General features: G+C 61.9%; 10 protein-coding genes and 3 rRNA genes. 2 read left to right on the forward strand and 11 right to left on the reverse strand.

Annotated elements, in window-relative coordinates; translation table 11 throughout:
* Positions 1 to 384 precede the first annotated feature (384 nt).
* Positions 385 to 1680 carry a hypothetical protein gene (locus tag FB389_RS03510; protein WP_142111389.1) on the reverse strand — a complete coding sequence of 432 codons (1296 nt, stop codon included), beginning with the start codon at positions 1678 to 1680 and terminating at the stop codon, positions 385 to 387.
* Positions 1681 to 1980: 300 nt separating this feature from the next.
* Between FB389_RS03510 and FB389_RS03515 the strand changes: the two genes are divergently transcribed.
* Positions 1981 to 2547 (forward strand): hypothetical protein, encoded by a 567-nt coding sequence (locus FB389_RS03515; protein WP_142111391.1) that lies wholly within the window; start codon positions 1981 to 1983, stop codon positions 2545 to 2547.
* Positions 2548 to 2677: 130 nt separating this feature from the next.
* On the opposite strand, the gene FB389_RS03520 is transcribed toward FB389_RS03515, so the two are convergent.
* The 10 genes from FB389_RS03520 to FB389_RS03565 form a co-directional block, all read right to left on the reverse strand.
* The gene (locus tag FB389_RS03520; RefSeq protein ID WP_246043500.1) at positions 2678 to 3265 is read right to left on the reverse strand and encodes a GNAT family N-acetyltransferase; all 588 of its coding nucleotides are present in this window, start codon (positions 3263 to 3265) and stop codon (positions 2678 to 2680) included.
* Positions 3265 to 4770 (reverse strand): Asp-tRNA(Asn)/Glu-tRNA(Gln) amidotransferase subunit GatB, encoded by a 1506-nt coding sequence (gatB, locus tag FB389_RS03525; protein ID WP_142111393.1) that lies wholly within the window; start codon positions 4768 to 4770, stop codon positions 3265 to 3267. The genes FB389_RS03520 and gatB overlap by 1 nt, the downstream gene beginning before the upstream one ends.
* Positions 4771 to 6285 (reverse strand): Asp-tRNA(Asn)/Glu-tRNA(Gln) amidotransferase subunit GatA, encoded by a 1515-nt coding sequence (gene gatA / locus FB389_RS03530; protein ID WP_142111395.1) that lies wholly within the window; start codon positions 6283 to 6285, stop codon positions 4771 to 4773.
* Between the two features lie 2 nt (positions 6286 to 6287).
* Positions 6288 to 6581, reverse strand: coding sequence for an Asp-tRNA(Asn)/Glu-tRNA(Gln) amidotransferase subunit GatC (gatC, locus tag FB389_RS03535; protein WP_142111397.1), 294 nt, complete (start codon positions 6579 to 6581; stop codon positions 6288 to 6290).
* A 244-nt stretch (positions 6582 to 6825) separates the two neighbouring features.
* Positions 6826 to 6938 (reverse strand): 5S ribosomal RNA (gene rrf / locus FB389_RS03540).
* 90 nt (positions 6939 to 7028) lie between these two features.
* Positions 7029 to 10147: ribosomal RNA gene (locus FB389_RS03545) — 23S ribosomal RNA — on the reverse strand.
* A 378-nt stretch (positions 10148 to 10525) separates the two neighbouring features.
* Positions 10526 to 12044, reverse strand: a 16S ribosomal RNA gene (locus FB389_RS03550).
* Together the 16S, 23S and 5S rRNA genes form the textbook arrangement of a ribosomal RNA operon.
* Positions 12045 to 12635: 591 nt before the next feature.
* Complete coding sequence (ligA, locus tag FB389_RS03555) at positions 12636 to 15062, reverse strand: NAD-dependent DNA ligase LigA (protein ID WP_142111399.1); 2427 nt, start codon at positions 15060 to 15062, stop codon at positions 12636 to 12638.
* Positions 15063 to 15130: 68 nt separating this feature from the next.
* The gene (locus FB389_RS03560) at positions 15131 to 16783 is read right to left on the reverse strand and encodes a SulP family inorganic anion transporter (protein WP_425467243.1); all 1653 of its coding nucleotides are present in this window, start codon (positions 16781 to 16783) and stop codon (positions 15131 to 15133) included.
* Positions 16780 to 17127 (reverse strand): ArsR/SmtB family transcription factor, encoded by a 348-nt coding sequence (locus tag FB389_RS03565; protein WP_142111400.1) that lies wholly within the window; start codon positions 17125 to 17127, stop codon positions 16780 to 16782. Before FB389_RS03565 ends, FB389_RS03560 begins: the two co-directional genes overlap by 4 nt.
* 257 nt (positions 17128 to 17384) lie before the next feature.
* Between FB389_RS03565 and gdhA the strand changes: the two genes are divergently transcribed.
* Complete coding sequence (gdhA, locus tag FB389_RS03570; RefSeq protein ID WP_142111402.1) at positions 17385 to 18749, forward strand: NADP-specific glutamate dehydrogenase; 1365 nt, start codon at positions 17385 to 17387, stop codon at positions 18747 to 18749.
* Positions 18750 to 18804 lie beyond the last annotated feature (55 nt).

The following is an 18804-nucleotide window of genomic DNA, read 5'->3' on the forward strand; positions in this document are numbered from 1 at the left end:
CAAGGTGTCTTGTGAACAACCCCTGTCACGGTCCTGCAAAGGGTGGCGCAGTATTCGTGACATGAAAAAACCCCTCGTTCCCGGTGGGGAGTATTCGAGGGGTGAGCGCGCAGTCGGTGACCTGAATCGGCAGCCTCAGGCTGCGCGCTCAGTAACTACTAGTAGTACGACCGTCTGCATGGTCACCAAGCATACGGCAAAGCTCGATGAAAGTCATATCCGCCTGCGACCCTAAGCGACCGGTCCCCGCAGAAAGACCGTGTGCGCGGCCCGCGCCGCTCGATCGCGCGCATCGCAACCCGCCCAGAATGCGGGACCGCGTAACGATCGCACCACATCCACATCGCCCCACCTTGGCCTTCGCTCCACCGCAACCGGTGCGTCCTACCGACGCGCGACCCTTGTCGTTGCCCTAGATTTGGCAACGGCGCTCGCATACCCCGCACGCTTCCACGTGATGCGCACGCGGACGGTCGCGCCTGCTTGCGGCGCGCGCAACTTCAGGGCGCGCTTTGTCGCTCCGGGGATTTTCTTTCCGTTCGCATACCACTGGTAGCTCACAGACGCCTTCTTCACCTTCGCGTGCACGGCCCGCAGCGTGCGCCCGACCCGCGCCGCGCCGCGCACCTTTGGACGCGACACCTTTCCCAGGCTTCGCGCCGCCAGGTATTGGCTCGCCGACTGCGTTGCGGTCGTGAACTTCGCCCCGCGCCCCGTCACCTCAACGACCAAATGCTTACCCCGCGCCCCGGTCGGTACGCGGTAGCTGGCGGACGTCGCCTTCTTGATCCGCTTCCCGTTCAGCAGCCACCGATAGGTCAACGTGACACCGCTGGGCCAGGTGCTGACGTCCGCACGCGCAACCGCTCCGGCGCGAGGTGTCTTTGCCCATTGCACCGAGGTCGGCACCAGCGTGCGCGGCTTTGAGCACTTATTTGCCTGCGATCGCGCGGTGTGCCCATAGGAGCGCGAACCATTCGGCACCGAGGCGGTGATCTCGAGCCGCGTCGAGGTCACGACGACCTGACGCCCGGATGCGGCGATCATGAAGCCGCATTCCAGCCCCACTCCTCCGCCCATCGGGGTGGACCAGCTCCCGTATCCGGTCACCGACTCCCGACCCGCTGCCATGAGGACAACACCGTCCTGATTCACCAGGCGCGCCGCGATCCACGGCTTCTTGGCAGACTCAGCGAAGGAATAGCCGTAGGCACCCATCCAGCTGTAATTCCACCCGCGGTCGGTTCCCTTCCGGCGCGACCACGTGACGGGGAAGGCTTCCACGGAATTCACGGGGTTAGTAAGCTTCGGAACGAGCACCAAGCGCGCCGTCGCTTGCGCCTCCGGATCGGTGACCGTTATGCGATGCGCGTCCGGGTCGGTCCGATCGCATTGTGCCCGATACTCACCGGACTCCGCGGCGCAAACGTAGTAGGTGCCGGGGCTAAACCCGAAGTGGACCTCCCCTAGCGCATCGGCCCAGTTGTTCATGCAAAACGATGCGGTTTCATCCGCGAAGTCACTGGGGCTGCAATACACGACCACGAGCACGCCGGCCGCATGCGCTCCGCCCAGATCCACTACCGCGTTGTATTCAGATGCAAGCGCCCGCGGAACGCTCACGCCGCCGATCACGGTGAGCACGGCGGCCAGCAATCCCGCTAGTGAGTTTCGCAACATCCCAAGAATCGTAGCAAGTCGGCATATTTCGCGCCCGATCACCTCGCCTTCGCCGAACCCGATTGGCCCCAACCCACCAAATCCCCGGATCGCAACGATGTCGCGCCGCGCTTTCGCACCCATCGCGTGACGAGGAACATAATATGGTCACAAAGTCTGGATAATTGGGCCTCACGGGCAATGCGGACACTTCGCGCAAATGGGACCAATTTCCCAAATACTGCGGCTTGTTATTGGGAACGATAGGTCCATGCCTTCGATAGGCATAACTGATTGCCTGCTTCAAACACGGAGGATTCCATGGACCGCAAATCGCTTGACAAACTCATATCCGCGACCGGCGCCGTTCTCGCCTTGGTTCTTTTGCTCGGCGGCGCGCTGCTGGTGTGGGCCGGTCAATTCGTTGACGCCCAGGTCGGAAGCCAGCTTTCGGCGCAAGACATCACGATGCCGCAGGGCGAGGCGATCTCTAAACTGGCGAACGAAAGCGACCGCGCCGCGCTTGAGCCGTACGCGGGCCAAAAACTCGACGGTCCGCAACAGGCGAAGGCCTTCGCCGACCACTACATCCTGGCGCACATGAATGCCGCATCGGATGGCCGCACCTACGAAGAGGTCAGCGGCGAATACACCAAGTTGAGCGCCGAAGAGAAGGCCACCGACGAGGGCAAGGCGCTCGGAGACCTGCGCCAGACGCTGTTCATGGGCAACACGTTGCGTGGCACCCTGCTGACCGCATACGCATTCGGAACCATCGGCCAGATCGCGCTCATTGCCGCGGGCGTCGCGTTCGCGGGCGCGGTCGTGCTCGGTGCTCTCTCATTCCTTGGCTTCCGGCACGCCCGGGTTGCCGCACCGACCGCCTAACCAGGCCTCCCGGTCACAGCGAGAAGGCTCTTTGCCGCCCGGAACACCCGGGCGGCAAAGAGCCTTCTCGCGCGCGGGCCGCGGTACGGCCACGCTGCCGAGTTGTCTTTACGCGGGCGGCGGGCGCGCGCTACGCCCCGGCGTGCGTTCTCGGTGTGTAGATGCTGCGGGAGGCGTCGAATTCGTCAGCGAGCAGCGACATCACGGTGGCATTCGTATAGCTCTCGCCATCGCGGGCATAGTCCCGCAAGGTTCCTTCCTCTTGGAACCCATACGATTCGTAGAGTTCCTTGGCGCGGGGATTGAGCGCCAGAACAACCAATCCCACGCGGTGCAGGCCATACCCGTGCGGGTGCGGAGCAAACGCCAACTCCAGCAGGCGGAACACGGCCTCGCGCCCGTAGCCACGTCCCCGGTGCCCGGGCAGCATCGACATTCGCATGTCAGCCCGCCCCGCAAACTCGTCCATCTGCGTGAACACGGCGTGCCCGATCAGATCATCGCAGTTCGGCGTCGTGATGGCGAAGTCGACACGATCTGCGCGTTGCCGCAGCCGCTTGGTCCAGTCATCGAAGGCTTCCCTGGACCCGGCCGGGACCAACCCGGTCAGGCGCGAGGTGACCGGATCGTGCGCGGCGTCCCACAATGCGTCATGGTCCCGGTCGGTGAGCGGGCGCAGACACACCAACTCGCCGACAGCGACCATTCCCTCGCTCACTACGCGTTCACCCGCTCCATTACGAGCTGCCGCGCGCGCCCGGCGTCGGCCTGCCCCTTCGTGGCCTTCATGACGGCACCGATGATAGCTCCGATCGGCCCCATGTTGCCGCCACGAATCTTCTCCACGATGTCAGGTTGTGCGGCAAGCGTTTCGTCGATCACCCGGAGCAACAGCGAATCGTCCGAGACGACCTCGAGCCCCCGCGCCGCCACGACCGCGGCCGGCCCGCCCTCACCGGACAGCACACCCGCGATCACCTGCCGGGCCAGCTTGTCATTGATCTTTCCTGCATCAATGAGTTCTTGCAGTTCGACGACCTGTTGCGGACTGATCGCTAGGTCGCCTAGCGCCAGATCCTGTTCCTTCGCGAGGCGGGCCAACTCACCCATCCACCACTTGCGGGCCGCGGCCGGTGTCGTGCCGGCCGCGACGGTCGACTCGATGAGGTCCAGGGCCCCCGCGTTGATAACGTCGCGCATCTCGGGGTCGGAATACCCCCAATCTGTTTGCAACCGCCGGCGCCGCGCGGCGGGCAGTTCGGGCAGCGATTCGCGAATCTGCTCAACCCACTGGCGGCTGGGGCTGACCGGAGCCAGGTCGGGCTCCGGGAAGTACCGGTAGTCCTCAGCGTCCGATTTTGGGCGCCCTGACGATGTTTCGCCCGTGTCCTCGTGCCAGTGTCGGGTTTCCTGGATGACCTTCTCGCCGGCGTCAAGGATCGCTGCCTGCCGCGAGACCTCGTAACGGACGGCTCGCTCGATCGAACGGAAGGAGTTGACGTTCTTCGTCTCGGAGCGCACGCCGAGTGGGGATTGCGGCGTCGGCCGCAACGACAGGTTGATGTCCGCGCGGACGTTGCCCTGCTCCATTTTCGCCTCGGACACTTCCAGCGCCCGGAAAATGTCACGCAGCGTCTGCACGTAAGCGCGGGCCACCTCCGGTGCGCGCGCCCCGGCGCCCTCAATGGGCCGGGTCACGATCTCGACCAGCGGGATGCCCGCTCGGTTGTAGTCAACCAGCGAGTAGGTCGCGCCGTGAATGCGGCCACCGTCCCCGCCCACGTGGGTGTTCTTTCCCGCGTCTTCCTCCATGTGCGCGCGCTCAATGTCCACCCGGAAGATCGTGCCGTCTTCCAGTTCCACGTCCAGGTAGCCGTCGAACGCAATGGGCTCGTCGTACTGCGAGATCTGGTAGTTCTTCGGGACGTCTGGATAGAAATAGTTCTTGCGAGCGAACCGGCACGTTTCAGCGATCGTGCAGTTGAGCGCCAACCCAATTTTGATGGCGTACTCGACGGCCTGCGCGTTTACTACTGGAAGAGATCCGGGCAGCCCCAGCGACACCGGTGTCGTTTCGGAGTTTGGTCGTGCCCCGAAGCTCCCCTCCGCCGGGCAGAACATCTTGGTGCGCGTCCCCAACTCGACGTGCACCTCGATCCCCAAAACCGGATCATACGACGCGATGGCCTCGTCATAATCGACTAAATCAACGACCTTCGACATTTACTTACCCTCCAACGCTGGGGCCTTGGCCAGGAGCGGTCCGCCCCACGAATCCTCGAGTAGCACTTCAAGCGCCGCACCGACGCGATACAGCCGATCGTCTGCCTTGACCGGCGCAAGAATCTGGAACCCAACCGGAAGACCGTCATCCGACAGCCCCGATGGCAGAGACATGCCGGGCACTCCTGCCAGATTCGCTGGGATCGTCGCGACGTCGTTCAGGTACATCGCGAGCGGGTCGTCGAGTTTCTCACCGAATTTGAACGCTGTCGTCGGCGCGGTGGGCGACACCAAGACGTCAACGTCGCCAAACGCGGCCAGGAAATCGCGCTGAATGAGCGTGCGCACCTTCTGCGCGCTCCCGTAGTAGGCATCGTAGTATCCGGCCGACAACGCATACGTCCCCAGAATGATCCGGCGCTTGACCTCATCGCCAAACCCGGCGCCACGAGTCGCCGCCATCACGCGTTCTGCGGTAACGGGGCCGGATTCCGGTTCAACCCGCAGCCCAAAGCGCATCCCGTCAAACTTCGCAAGGTTGCTGGATGCTTCCGAGGGCATGATGAGGTAATACGCGCTCAGCGCGAGCGGGAAGTTCGGGCAGGATACCTCTCGAATCTCGGCGCCGGCCGTGCGCAACAGGTCCAACGCTTGGTTGAAGGACGAGGCCACCCCGTCCTGGTAGCCCTCGCCCGTCAGCTCCTTGACGACACCGATGCGCACCCCGCGCAGGTCACCCGCAGCGCCGCTGCGCGCCGCTGCGACCAGCTCACCCACGGGGGCATCTAGCGAGGTCGAATCACGGTGGTCGTACCCGCCGATCACTTCGTGCAGGAGCGCGGAGTCCAAAACCGTCCGCGTGACCGGACCTGCCTGGTCCAAAGAGCTTGCCATCGCAATCAGACCGTAACGTGAAACGCCGCCGTAGGTCGGCTTGACGCCAACGGTCCCGGTTACGGATGCCGGCTGCCTAATCGACCCGCCGGTATCGGTTCCAATCGCCAGCGGAGCCTCGTACGCGCCGACAGCCGCCGCGGAACCACCACCCGAGCCGCCGGGAATCCTGTCCAGGTCCCATGGGTTGCGAGTATTGCCGTAGGCGGAGTGCTCTGTCGAAGACCCCATTGCGAACTCATCGAGATTCGTCTTGCCGAGGATCGGCAGCCCGGCAGCCTTGATCTTCTCGACTATCGTCGCGTCGTACGGGGGGACCCAATTCTCCAAGATCTTCGATCCCGCGGTGGTCTGGATGCCGTCCGTCACGACGATGTCCTTGACCGCGATCGGCACGCCCGCAAGCGGCCCCAGCACCTCTCCCGCGGCGCGCCGCGCGTCGGCGTCCGCCGCCTGCTGCATCGCCGCCTCGGCGCTCACCGTGATGAATGCGTTCAATTGCGGCTCGACCAGTTCGATCCGGTCCAGGTGCGCACGCGTCAACTCGACGCTAGAGACCTCACCCGAAGCGAACAGCGCGCCTTGGTCTGCGGCTGATAGCCGCACGACATCGTTGCTCATGCTCACTCCTCACCAAGGATCTGCGGAACCAAGAACCGGTCATCCTGGCTCGCGGGTGCCCCGCTGAGCGCCTGCTCCACGGTGAGCGGGCGCTCCGGCACATCCGGGCGGAATACGTTCGAGATGGGCAGTGGGTGGCTGGTCGCCGGAACATCGGCGGGAACTGCGCTGACTTGCGCTACCGACTCCACGATGACGTCGAGGTCACCAGCCAACTTCGCTATTGCTTCGGGACTGAGTTCAATTCGAGCCAGGGCCGCGACGCGCGCGACCTCATCTACAGAAATGGAGGACATGCATACGATTCTACGATGCCTACCCCGCGTCGCCTGCCATCGGTTGGCTGTGGTGCGGTGTGTGGTGCGTGTTGCACCGGTGCGGGCTGTGGCGCTGGTTGCGTTGCGTCGGTGCCATAGTCGCCCGTGTTGTGGTGCGGCGGCCCGTGTTATGCCGACACGTGTTGCGCGGGTGGGTGGTGTGTTTTGTTGTGGGATGCGCGAAGGCCCACCAGTGTGTGGTGGGCCTTCGTGTTTGGTTAGTGTTCGGCGGTGTCCTGCTCTCCCACCCCTAGGGGCAGTACCATCGGCGCTGAAGGGCTTAGCTTCCGGGTTCGGAATGGGGCCGGGCGTTTCCCCTTCGCTATGACCGCCGTAACATTTGTCAGAGTGTAGCAAACCATGTTTGTGTTTGGTTTGGTGGTTCTCTGGGAACCGTATAGTGGACGCTTACGTTTGTTTTGTGTTGTGTTGAGGTTGTTGGCTGATTAGTACCGGTCAGCTCCACAGGTCGTTAGTCCCTGCTTCCACGTCCGGCCTATCTACCCAGTGGTCTAGCTGGGTGCCTTCCACCATTACTGGTGTGGAAACCTTATCTTGAAGCAGGCTTCCCGCTTAGATGCTTTCAGCGGTTATCCCTTCCGAACGTAGCTAACCAGCCGTGCCACTGGCGTGACAACTGGCATACCAGAGGTTCGTCCGTCCCGGTCCTCTCGTACTAGGGACAGCCCTTCTCAAGTTTCCTACGCGCGCAGCGGATAGGGACCGAACTGTCTCACGACGTTCTAAACCCAGCTCGCGTACCGCTTTAATGGGCGAACAGCCCAACCCTTGGGACCTACTCCAGCCCCAGGATGCGACGAGCCGACATCGAGGTGCCAAACCATGCCGTCGATATGGACTCTTGGGCAAGATCAGCCTGTTATCCCCGGGGTACCTTTTATCCGTTGAGCGACCACGCTTCCACTTGCCGTGGCCGGATCACTAGTTCCGACTTTCGTCCCTGCTCGACCTGTCAGTCTCACAGTCAAGCTCCCTTGTGCACTTACACTCAACACCTGATTGCCAACCAGGCTGAGGGAACCTTTGAGCGCCTCCGTTACTCTTTGGGAGGCAACCGCCCCAGTTAAACTACCCACCAGGCACTGTCCCTGAACCAGATCATGGTCCGAGGTTAGGAGCCCAGCCCGATCAGAGTGGTATTTCAACATTGACTCCACAACCACTGGCGTGGCCGCTTCATAGTCTCCCACCTATCCTACACAAACCGGACCGAACACCAATACCAAGCTATAGTAAAGGTCCCGGGGTCTTTCCGTCCTGCTGCGCGTAACGAGCATCTTTACTCGTAATGCAATTTCGCCGAGTTCGTGGTTGAGACAGTAGAGAAGTCGTTACGCCATTCGTGCAGGTCGGAACTTACCCGACAAGGAATTTCGCTACCTTAGGATGGTTATAGTTACCACCGCCGTTTACTGGGGCTTAAATTCTCAGCTTCGCTCTCAAGAGAGCTAACCGGTCCTCTTAACCTTCCAGCACCGGGCAGGCGTCAGTCCGTATACATCGTCTTGCGACTTCGCACGGACCTGTGTTTTTAGTAAACAGTCGCTTCTCCCTGGTCTCTGCGGCCCTTACCCGCTTCCCACCGCATGGATGGTAACGGTCCGGGCCCCCCTTCTCCCGAAGTTACGGGGGCATTTTGCCGAGTTCCTTAACCACGATTCTCTCGATCGCCTTAGTATTCTCTACCTGACCACCTGTGTCGGTTTAGGGTACGGGCGGCTAGAACCTCACGTCGCGGCTTTTCTAGGCAGCATAGGATCACCCGCTTCACCCCCCAATGGGGCTCCCCATCAGTTCTCAGGCACATGAATGGCGGATTTGCCTACCATTCGCCCTACAACCTTAGACCTGGTCAACCATCGCCAGGCACGGACTACCTTCCTGCGTCACCACTGTTAACACGTTTACCTACTACAAGTTCAGTTCCCAGCCCACCACAACAAGAACAACCCCGAAGGGAAGTACCTGACGCGGTGAGGTGGTTAGTATCACAAGCCTTGGTATGGGCGGTTCTTCGCCGGTAGCAGAATATCAACTGCTTGTCCATCGACTACGCCTGTCGGCCTCGCCTTAGGTCCCGACTTACCCAGGGAAGATTAGCTTGACCCTGGAACCCTTGGTCATCCGGCGGACGGGTTTCTCACCCGTCTTTCGCTACTCATGCCTGCATTCTCACTCGTGTAGGCTCCACCACTGGGTTACCCCGCAGCTTCACTGCCCACACGACGCTCCCCTACCCATCCACGCACCTGGACCACAAAGGCCTAGCATACGCGTGAATGTCACGGCTTCGGCGGTGTACTTGAGCCCCGCTACATTATCGGCGCGGAATCACTTGACCAGTGAGCTATTACGCACTCTTTCAAGGGTGGCTGCTTCTAAGCCAACCTCCTGGTTGTCTATGCAACTCCACATCCTTTCCCACTTAGCACACGCTTAGGGGCCTTAGCCGGTGATCTGGGCTGTTTCCCTCTCGACTACGAAGCTTATCCCCCGCAGTCTCACTGCCACGTTCTCACTTACCGGCATTCGGAGTTTGGCTGACGTCAGTAACCTGGTGAGGCCCATTAGCCATCCAGTAGCTCTACCTCCGGTAAGAAACACGTGACGCTGCACCTAAATGCATTTCGGGGAGAACCAGCTATCACGGAGTTTGATTGGCCTTTCACCCCTATCCACAGGTCATCCCCCCAGTTTTCAACCTAGGTGGGTTCGGTCCTCCACGCGGTCTTACCCGCGCTTCAACCTGCCCATGGATAGATCACTCCGCTTCGGGTCTAGACCCAGCGACTATAACGCCCTATTCGGACTCGCTTTCGCTACGGCTTCCCCACACGGGTTAACCTCGCCACTGAGCACTAACTCGCAGGCTCATTCTTCAAAAGGCACGCCGTCACCCCAACTAAGAAGGCTCCGACGGATTGTAAGCACACGGTTTCAGGTACTATTTCACTCCCCTCCCGGGGTACTTTTCACCTTTCCCTCACGGTACTAGTCCGCTATCGGTCACTAGGTAGTATTTAGGCTTACACAGTGGTCTGTGCAGATTCACACCAGATTTCACGGGCCCGGTGCTACTTGGGATCCTCAAAAGGAGGCCATGAGATTTCGTTTACGGGACTACCACCCTCTATGGTCGGCCTTTCAATACCGTTCAACTATCAACACGACTTTCTCACTCCACGGGTAACTGTCAGATCACCCAATCAAGTCCCACAACCCCACACACGCAACGCCTGACAACTTGACACGCGCATGGTTTGGCCTGATCCGCTTTCGCTCGCCACTACTCACGGAATATCTCTTCCTGCCGGTACTGAGATGTTTCACTTCCCGACGTTCCCTCCACTTACCCTATATATTCAGGTAAGGGTAACTAGGCATAACCCTAGCTGGGTTCCCCCATTCGGACACCCTCGGATCACAGTTCGTTTGCCAACTCCCCGAGGCTTATCGCAGGCTACAACGTCCTTCATCGGCTCCTAGTGCCAAGGCATCCACCCTGTGCTCTTAAAAACTTCAACAAAACCAAGAAAACAACAACAAAACATGTCATCAAACTCGATCACACAAAAACAAGATGCTCGCGTCCACTATACAGTTCTCAAACAACCAACGAACCAACCAGCCCCACCCCCAAAAACAAAGGAAGCAAGACCAACACGCCGCCAAGAAACAACCACACGTGATTGCCTCAGGACCCAATAGTGTGTCCACACCATCACCACACCACCCAAGCACCCTCCACAACCCCCACCAAAATGAGGACCGGTACTAGAAACTCGAACAACGCGATAACAGCAATAGTTGATGTTCCACCCAATGAGCAACTACCCCGGCACACACTCGGCACCGAAAGATAGCCACCACCCCAAAAACCGGGGCGATCAAAAGCTCCTTAGAAAGGAGGTGATCCAGCCGCACCTTCCGGTACGGCTACCTTGTTACGACTTAGTCCCAATCGCCAGTCCCACCTTCGACGGCTCCCCCCACAAGGGTTAGGCCACCGGCTTCGGGTGTTACCGACTTTCGTGACTTGACGGGCGGTGTGTACAAGGCCCGGGAACGTATTCACCGCAGCGTTGCTGATCTGCGATTACTAGCGACTCCGACTTCATGGGGTCGAGTTGCAGACCCCAATCCGAACTGAGACCGGCTTTTTCCGATTCGCTCCCCCTCACGAGATCGCAACGGTTTGTACCGGCCATTGTAGCATGCGTGAAGCCCAAGACATAAGGGGCATGATGATTTGACGTCATCCCCACCTTCCTCCGAGTTGACCCCGGCAGTCTCCCATGAGTCCCCGGCATAACCCGCTGGCAACATAGGACAAGGGTTGCGCTCGTTGCGGGACTTAACCCAACATCTCACGACACGAGCTGACGACAACCATGCACCACCTGTACACCAGTCCGAAGACGCACCCATCTCTGAGCGATTCCGGTGTATGTCAAGCCTTGGTAAGGTTCTTCGCGTTGCATCGAATTAATCCGCATGCTCCGCCGCTTGTGCGGGCCCCCGTCAATTCCTTTGAGTTTTAGCCTTGCGGCCGTACTCCCCAGGCGGGGCACTTAATGCGTTAGCTACGGCGCAGAACTCGTGGAAAGAGCCCCACACCTAGTGCCCAACGTTTACGGCATGGACTACCAGGGTATCTAATCCTGTTCGCTCCCCATGCTTTCGCTCCTCAGCGTCAGTAGCGGCCCAGAGACCTGCCTTCGCCATCGGTGTTCCTCCTGATATCTGCGCATTCCACCGCTACACCAGGAATTCCAGTCTCCCCTACCGCACTCTAGTCTGCCCGTACCCAATGCAAGCTCACGGTTGAGCCGTGAGATTTCACACCAGACGCGACAAACCACCTACGAGCTCTTTACGCCCAATAATTCCGGACAACGCTTGCGCCCTACGTATTACCGCGGCTGCTGGCACGTAGTTAGCCGGCGCTTCTTCTGCAGGTACCGTCACTTACGCTTCTTCCCTACTGAAAGAGGTTTACAACCCGAAGGCCGTCATCCCTCACGCGGCGTCGCTGCATCAGGGTTTCCCCCATTGTGCAATATTCCCCACTGCTGCCTCCCGTAGGAGTCTGGGCCGTGTCTCAGTCCCAGTGTGGCCGGTCGCCCTCTCAGGCCGGCTACCCGTCGAAGCCTTGGTAGGCCATTACCCCACCAACAAGCTGATAGGCCGCGAGCCCATCTTCCACCGAAAAACTTTCCACCCCCAACCATGCGGAAGAAGGTCATATCTGGTATTAGCAGCCGTTTCCAACTGTTATCCCAAAGTGAAAGGCAGGTTGCTCACGTGTTACTCACCCGTTCGCCACTAATCCAGAAAGCAAGCTTTCCTTCATCGTTCGACTTGCATGTGTTAAGCACGCCGCCAGCGTTCGTCCTGAGCCAGGATCAAACTCTCCGTAAAAAACAAATCGCCACACCCACAGGTGTAACAACAATACGAAGGAACCAAAGCTCCAAAAAACCCAACACCCCAAAAAGAGCGCCAGGACAAACAAAAGACAATCAAACAACCAAACCACCACAAAAGCAGCCCAGCCATCCAACCATCATGGCATCAACTATCAAACACACTATTGAGTTCTCAAACAACCACCACACCCACAACCAACCAGAACCAAACAGTCCCAACCAGCCACGAGGCAACCTAACAACCCTACCCCACCAACCCCACCCAGTCAAACCACCAGGCAAAACCAGCAAGAACAGGGCGCCACAAAGCACGAAGCTCAAAGAGTGACTTCCCCCGGGTCCGGCCAAGACCAGCAAACCCAGTTCGCAAGTCCCGTCCGCGTCTCCCTGTCGGGGCAACGAGATAAAACATTACGCCCATGTCTCGGTTCAAGTCAAATCCGGTGGCACCGCTACGGAAACGCTGTGGTTGCAAGTGTCGGGAGCGCGCTCGATCCGCACGTCCCGCCGCCCGATCGTGTGACGCGCGACACGTCGAAGGGCGCGGCCAGCGAAGCCGCCAGGGCGCGCTACGCGGTTCCGATCATCCCTCCCTGGCGACCGGACTGTCCCCGGCGATCGCGACCGGGCTGCCCCCATCCACTGCGACAGGCCCGTTCCCGCTCAGGGCGGCCGGGCCGCCGGCGATGAGTGCCTCGAACCCGGCCTCGTCGAGCACCGCAACGCCCAACTCGCGGGCCTTGGCCTCCTTTGCCCCGGCGTTTTCCCCCGCGACGACAAAATCGGTCTTCTTGGACACCGATCCCGCCGCCTTACCGCCGCGTGCAACGATCGCCTCCTTCGCCGAATCCCGGGTGAAGCGCTGCAAGGTTCCGGTAACGACAATGGTGAGTCCGGCAAGGGTGGCGGGGGCCTCGTCCTTAATTTCTTCTTGCATCCGCACCCCGGCGGCGCGCCAGCGCTCGATCACCTCGCCATGCCAACCAGCGTCGGCCCCGTCGAACCAATCGCGCACCGCGGAAGCGATGATGTCTCCGACCCCCTCCACCTCGCTGAGTTCCGCATGCGAGGCTGAGCGGATGGCATCGATGGAGCGGAAACGGGCGGCGATCGCCCGGGCCGCCGTCGGCCCGACGTGCCGAATGGAAAGCGCCACCAGGACGCGCCAAAGAGGTTGCGTCTTCGCCTTGTCGAGTTCGGCCAGCAGCCGCGTCGTGTTCGCCCCTACCAGCGACGGTTTACCGGCGGGATTGGCCTTGGTCGGCGCGCCCGGCTTGGTCCAAAAGTACAGGCGGGGTTCGAACAAGCCCGTGGCCCTTCCGCGCGATTTGATCTCGCGCCAAACCCGCACGTCGCGCAGCTGATCCGCTGTGAGATCGAACAACTGCGCCTCATTGGTCAAAACCGGTTCCTGACGCGGCGGCAACGCCTCGGGCGGAGCCGACGATACCTTCCCGTCCAAGCGAATCTGTGCGGCCGCGGACGGCCGTCCCGCGTCTGGATCGGTCAACGCGATCGCCGCTTCCGCCCCGAGGGCCTCGATGTCGAACGCCCCGCGCGACCCCGCGTGAAATACCCGCTCGCGCAGCTGCGCCGGACAGGACCTTGCGTTGGGGCACCGCAGGTCGACGTCCCCGTCCTTCATCGGCCGCAGGGGCGTGCCGCACTCGGGGCAGTTTCGCGGCATCACGAACTCACTGCGGGGGAACCCGTCGCCACGCAATGCCACGACCGGTCCGACCACCTCCGGAATGACGTCCCCGGCCTTTCGCACCACGACAACGTCACCGATCAGCACGCCCTTGGCGCGCACGACGTCTTGGTTATGGAGCGTCGCCCGCGACACCGTGCTGCCGGAAACGACGACGGGCTCCATCACCGCAAACGGTGTCGCCCTGCCGGTGCGCCCGACACCGATCTCGATGGCCAGGAGCCTGGTATTGACCTCCTCCGGCGGATACTTGTAGGCGACCGCCCAACGCGGGACGCGGCTCGTGAACCCCAAGGTGGCCTGGAGCGCAAACTCGTCCACCTTGACGACGATGCCGTCGAGTTCGTGCTCGATGTCGTGGCGATGCTCACCGTAGAATTCGATCATCTCGCGAACCTGCGAAAGCGATTGACAAACCCTGTTGTGCGGCGAGATAGGAATGCCCCAGCGCGCGAAGAGACTGTACGCGTGCGATTGCCTGTCAAATGCCGCCGGGGCCGCGCCCGCCCACTCGACATCGCCGATACCGTGCGCATAGAAATTCAGGGGGCGCGAAGCGCTTACCCGCGGATCCTTTTGCCGCAACGACCCCGCCGCCGCGTTGCGTGGGTTCGCGAAGGGGGCCTTGCCCGCGGCGACTTGGGCCTCGTTCATTGCTGAAAAGTCGGCGACGGGGATGAAAACCTCGCCACGTATTTCTATCGTCACGGGATGGTGCGCCGGATCGCCTCCAAGCACCTGCGGTATCGCGGCAATGGTGCGCGCGTTGAGCGTGACGTCCTCACCGGTTATGCCGTCGCCGCGCGTCGAGGCGCGTGCCAGTTTGCCACCCACGTACAGGAGGTTGAGCGCAAGCCCGTCGATCTTGACCTCGGTGAGCCAATCGATGTGGGCTCCGTCGCTATCGCGCATCACCCGCGAGGCCCACTCGTCGACCTCGCCCACGGAAAACACATCCTGGAGCGAATACATCTGCTGGAGGTGACGCACGGGCGCGAAGTCCGTGGAATAGGTGCCGCCAACGCGCTGCGTCGGGGATTCGGGGGTGCGCAGGGCGGGGTAGGTGCTTTCTAGGCTCTCAAGGTCCCGGAACCACCGGTCGTATTCTGAGTCTGGGACAGTGGGTTGATCCCTGACATAGTAAGCAAATTGGGCATCGTCGATCAGATTGACGAGTTCCGCCCAACGCGTGCGAACGCTGCCGGGCAATCCGCCGCTGGTTTCGTCGCTAGCCGCGCGGTCGCAGGCTTTAGGCGCATCCGAAGTCGCGGCCTCGTCGTTGGCACCCTGTGAGTTCATGCCTCAATAATGCCAAGTATTGCCGCCGACGGTGACTTGCGGCGGCCCGAAAGGTTGCGGCCCGGCCTTCATCCTCGGGTCGGTTCACCCGTGCGCAGGTGCGAGCGGGCGGCCGCGACCGCGGGAGCGAGGTCTTCGAAGAGGTGGTTCGGGTGCCGCAGAGCTGCCACCGCGCCCACCCGCGTCATTACTTGCCGGTGGGCTGGTTTGATGCCCTTGATGAACACGGTGACATTCCGGCGTTCCAGATCGCTCACCAGTTCGGCCAGCGTGTGCGCACCCGTGGCGTCGATGTGTTGCAGGTGGGATAGGCGCAGGATCACGATCTCGACACCGCGCTGCTGCTGAACCCTTTGCACGACGCGATCGGCAACACCGAAGAACAGGGAGCCGTCCAGCCTAAAGATGGCGATCCTCTCGTCCCCGGGCTGCGCCTCGCCGGGGATTTCCTGGCGGTGGACGCCGCACGATCTACTCAGCGCGCGCAGTGCGAAGAACGCCGCTACCGCAACGCCGATTCCGACGGCGACTATCAGGTCGAAGCTCACCGTGACGACCGCCGTCACGATGAAAACTGTGGCAGCCGAACGCGTCGAAGTGACCACCTGGCGCAACGCGCCCACGTCTATCATTTTGACGGCCGTGACCATCAGGACACCGCTGAGTGCAGCGAGCGGAATACCCGAAACAAGGTTCGAGGCCAGGTAGACGACGGCGATGAGCGCGATCGCATGAACGATGGCCGCGGCGCGCGTGCGCGCACCTGCCCGAACGTTCACCGCGGTGCGAGCGATAGCACCGGTTGCGGGCATGCCGCCAAACAGGCCCGAAGCGATCGAGGCGAGCCCCTGCCCGACTAACTCACGATCGGCGTTGAACGGTCCTGTGTCGGCCATCGACGCGGCAACCCTGCCGGACAGAAGAGATTCGATCGCCGCCAGGGCCGCCACCGCGAGAATGGGACCGGCCAGGTCGCCCAGCATTGACAGGCTCAGTGCCGGCAGGTGGGGCGCTGGCAGGGAACTGGGCAGTTCCCCGATCGATTGCACCGGTACCCGGGCGAGCATGACCGCGCCGCTGACAACGACGATGGCCACGAACGAGGCCGGAATCGCCCTGCTGACCAGGCGGCTGGCCAGCATGAGCGCCACGGTCGCCGCAACGACGGCGAGCGGAATGAGCGCGTCGGGCCAATTCGCCGCCAGCGCGGCCTGCACGGCCGCGACCGCCGCATTCGTCGAATGCGGAAGCGAGGAACTCACACCCAGTGCGGTCGGGACCTGCTGCAAGAAAATGATGATCGCGATGCCGGCCGTGAATCCCTCGATGACCGGCCACGGAATGTACGAGATTGTGCGGCCGAGCCGCAACAGGCCGGCAGCGCACACCACGACCCCGGCGAGCAAAGAAACCACCACCACCGCGCTCACACCGTGCTGCGCCACGACCGGCGCCAGGACGACGACCATGGCTCCCGTGGGGCCGGACACCTGCACGTTCGAACCGCCGAAGACCGCGGCAACGATGCCGGCAACGATCGCGGTGACCAGGCCGGCCGCCGCCCCCACCCCAGCGCTGACGCCAAAGGCCAGGGCCAATGGCAAGGCGACGATGCCAACGGTGATACCCGCGACCAGATCCACCCGCCACGTTTTCGGCAAGGCCCGGTAATCCGCCGCCCCCGGCGCCAGGTCCGCGACCGCGGACCACACGCGGCTCACGCCTCCACCTGCGCGTCGAGTTGCTGCCGCGTTTGGTCGAGGATGCCGGCCAGCAGCGTCCGCGCGACGCCCAGCAGATCGGCGACTTCTGGGAACGCGAGCCTGTAGTACACCACCGAAGCGCGCCGCTGCGAAGTCACTAACCTGTGTTTGCGCAACACGGACAGGTGCTGGGACAGGTGCGAGGCTTCCAAACCCGTTTCCTCGATCAGGCTACCCACGGCGACCTCACTTGCGGGATCCACGGACAGCAGTTCCAAAATGCGAATCCGATAGGGGTGGGCCAAACCCTTGAAGAGGTTCGCCTTGATTTCGTACAGCGGTCGCTGCTGCTCTTGAATCACCGTGGTTTCACCAGTTCCGTTGCAAAATGCCACGGTGTCTGTGGGGTCCGCAGCCGATCGTCAGCCCACGACTTGATGGCTTGACACATCCATCATCCCACACCAATGCACCTCGTCAGCGCGGCGCGAGGCGTACGACGCACTTGACCGCGGGCCACGCGGGGACGAAAATTACGAACGCATTGCCATTGCGTTATCAGCATGTTGCGAACTCGCGTGGCATGCACCCATTCCTACCGAACACTTGGAGCCGATCCATGACAGCTGCCGCGCAGTCCATATCCGCCGTCTATGACACCGTCCTGCGGCGAAACCCCGGGGAACTGGAGTTCCACCAGGCAGCTAAGGAGGTGCTGGATTCCCTAACGCCCGTGGTTGAACGGCACCCCGAATACCTCGACGCCGCGATCCTCGAACGCATTTGCGAGCCCGAGCGGCAGATCATTTTCCGGGTGCCGTGGGTCGACGACTCCGGCCGCGTTCAGCTCAACCGCGGATTCCGCGTGCAATACAACTCGGCGCTGGGGCCCTACAAAGGCGGGTTGCGCTTTCACCCGTCCGTCCGCCTCGGAACGATCAAGTTCCTGGGGTTCGAACAGATTTTCAAGAACGCCCTGACCGGGCTGCCGATCGGCGGCGGCAAGGGCGGCTCGGACTTCGACCCGAAGGGTAAGTCCGATGCCGAGGTCATGCGGTTTTGCCAATCATTCATGATGGAACTGCACCGCCACATCGGAGCCGAAACGGACGTTCCCGCTGGAGACATCGGCGTCGGCGGGCGGGAAATCGGTTACCTCTTTGGCCAGTACAAGCGCCTGCACAACCGCTACGAATCCGGCGTCCTCACGGGAAAGTCCCCGGCGTGGGGCGGTTCGCTCGCGCGCACGGAAGCAACGGGCTACGGCACCGTCATCTTCGCTCGTGAAATGCTAGCGACCCGCAACGAGAGCTTCGATAGGGCTCGCGTCATCGTGTCCGGATCGGGCAACGTCGCGATTTATGCGATCGAGAAGGTCCAGCAACTAGGCGGCAACGTCGTGGCGGTATCCGATTCGTCGGGCTACGTGTACGACCCGGATGGCATCGATCTCGACCTCCTCAAGCAGGTCAAGGAGGTTGAACGCGGCCGCATATCCGATTACGTCTCTCGCCGCGGCGGGCGGGCGGAGCTTCGCACGAATGGAAGGGTCTGGGACGTCGCCACCGAGGACGGAGGCATCCAGGTGGCGCTGCCATGCGCGACGCAGAACGAACTCGACGAGAACGATGCGGCCGCGCTGATCGCGGGAGGGTGCCTGGCCGTCGCCGAAGGCGCAAACATGCCCTGCACGCCCGCCGCCGTCACCGCGCTGCAGGCCGCCGGGGTACTCTTCGCGCCAGGCAAGGCCGCTAACGCCGGAGGCGTGGCCACCTCGGCCCTGGAGATGCAGCAGAACGCATCGCGGGACACCTGGACCTTCGATTACACCGCCGATCGGCTCGAACAGATCATGATCAACGTCCACAACCAGTGCAAGGAGACCGCAGAGGTCTACGGGGCCGCGGGCAACTACGTGCTCGGGGCGAACATCGCCGGATTCGTTCGCGTGGCGGACGCGATGCTCGCGCTGGGCGTGATCTGACCGCAGGCGCCGAGCGCCGATAGGCCCCGGGAATCGCGCGGGTGGGGTCCCTTCG

It is taken from the genome of Rarobacter incanus, from assembly GCF_006715765.1.
Classification (GTDB): domain Bacteria; phylum Actinomycetota; class Actinomycetes; order Actinomycetales; family Cellulomonadaceae; genus Rarobacter; species Rarobacter incanus.

Coding starts and splice junctions, on each gene's coding strand:
- gatB (WP_142111393.1), bottom strand. CDS start 4,770: ATGTCGAAGGTCGTTGATTTAGTCGATTATGACGAGGCCATCGCGTCG.
- FB389_RS03515 (WP_142111391.1), top strand. CDS start 1,981: ATGGACCGCAAATCGCTTGACAAACTCATATCCGCGACCGGCGCCGTT.
- ligA (WP_142111399.1), bottom strand. CDS start 15,062: ATGAACTCACAGGGTGCCAACGACGAGGCCGCGACTTCGGATGCGCCT.
- gdhA (WP_142111402.1), top strand. CDS start 17,385: ATGACAGCTGCCGCGCAGTCCATATCCGCCGTCTATGACACCGTCCTG.
- FB389_RS03510 (WP_142111389.1), bottom strand. CDS start 1,680: ATGTTGCGAAACTCACTAGCGGGATTGCTGGCCGCCGTGCTCACCGTG.
- gatA (WP_142111395.1), bottom strand. CDS start 6,285: ATGAGCAACGATGTCGTGCGGCTATCAGCCGCAGACCAAGGCGCGCTG.
- gatC (WP_142111397.1), bottom strand. CDS start 6,581: ATGTCCTCCATTTCTGTAGATGAGGTCGCGCGCGTCGCGGCCCTGGCT.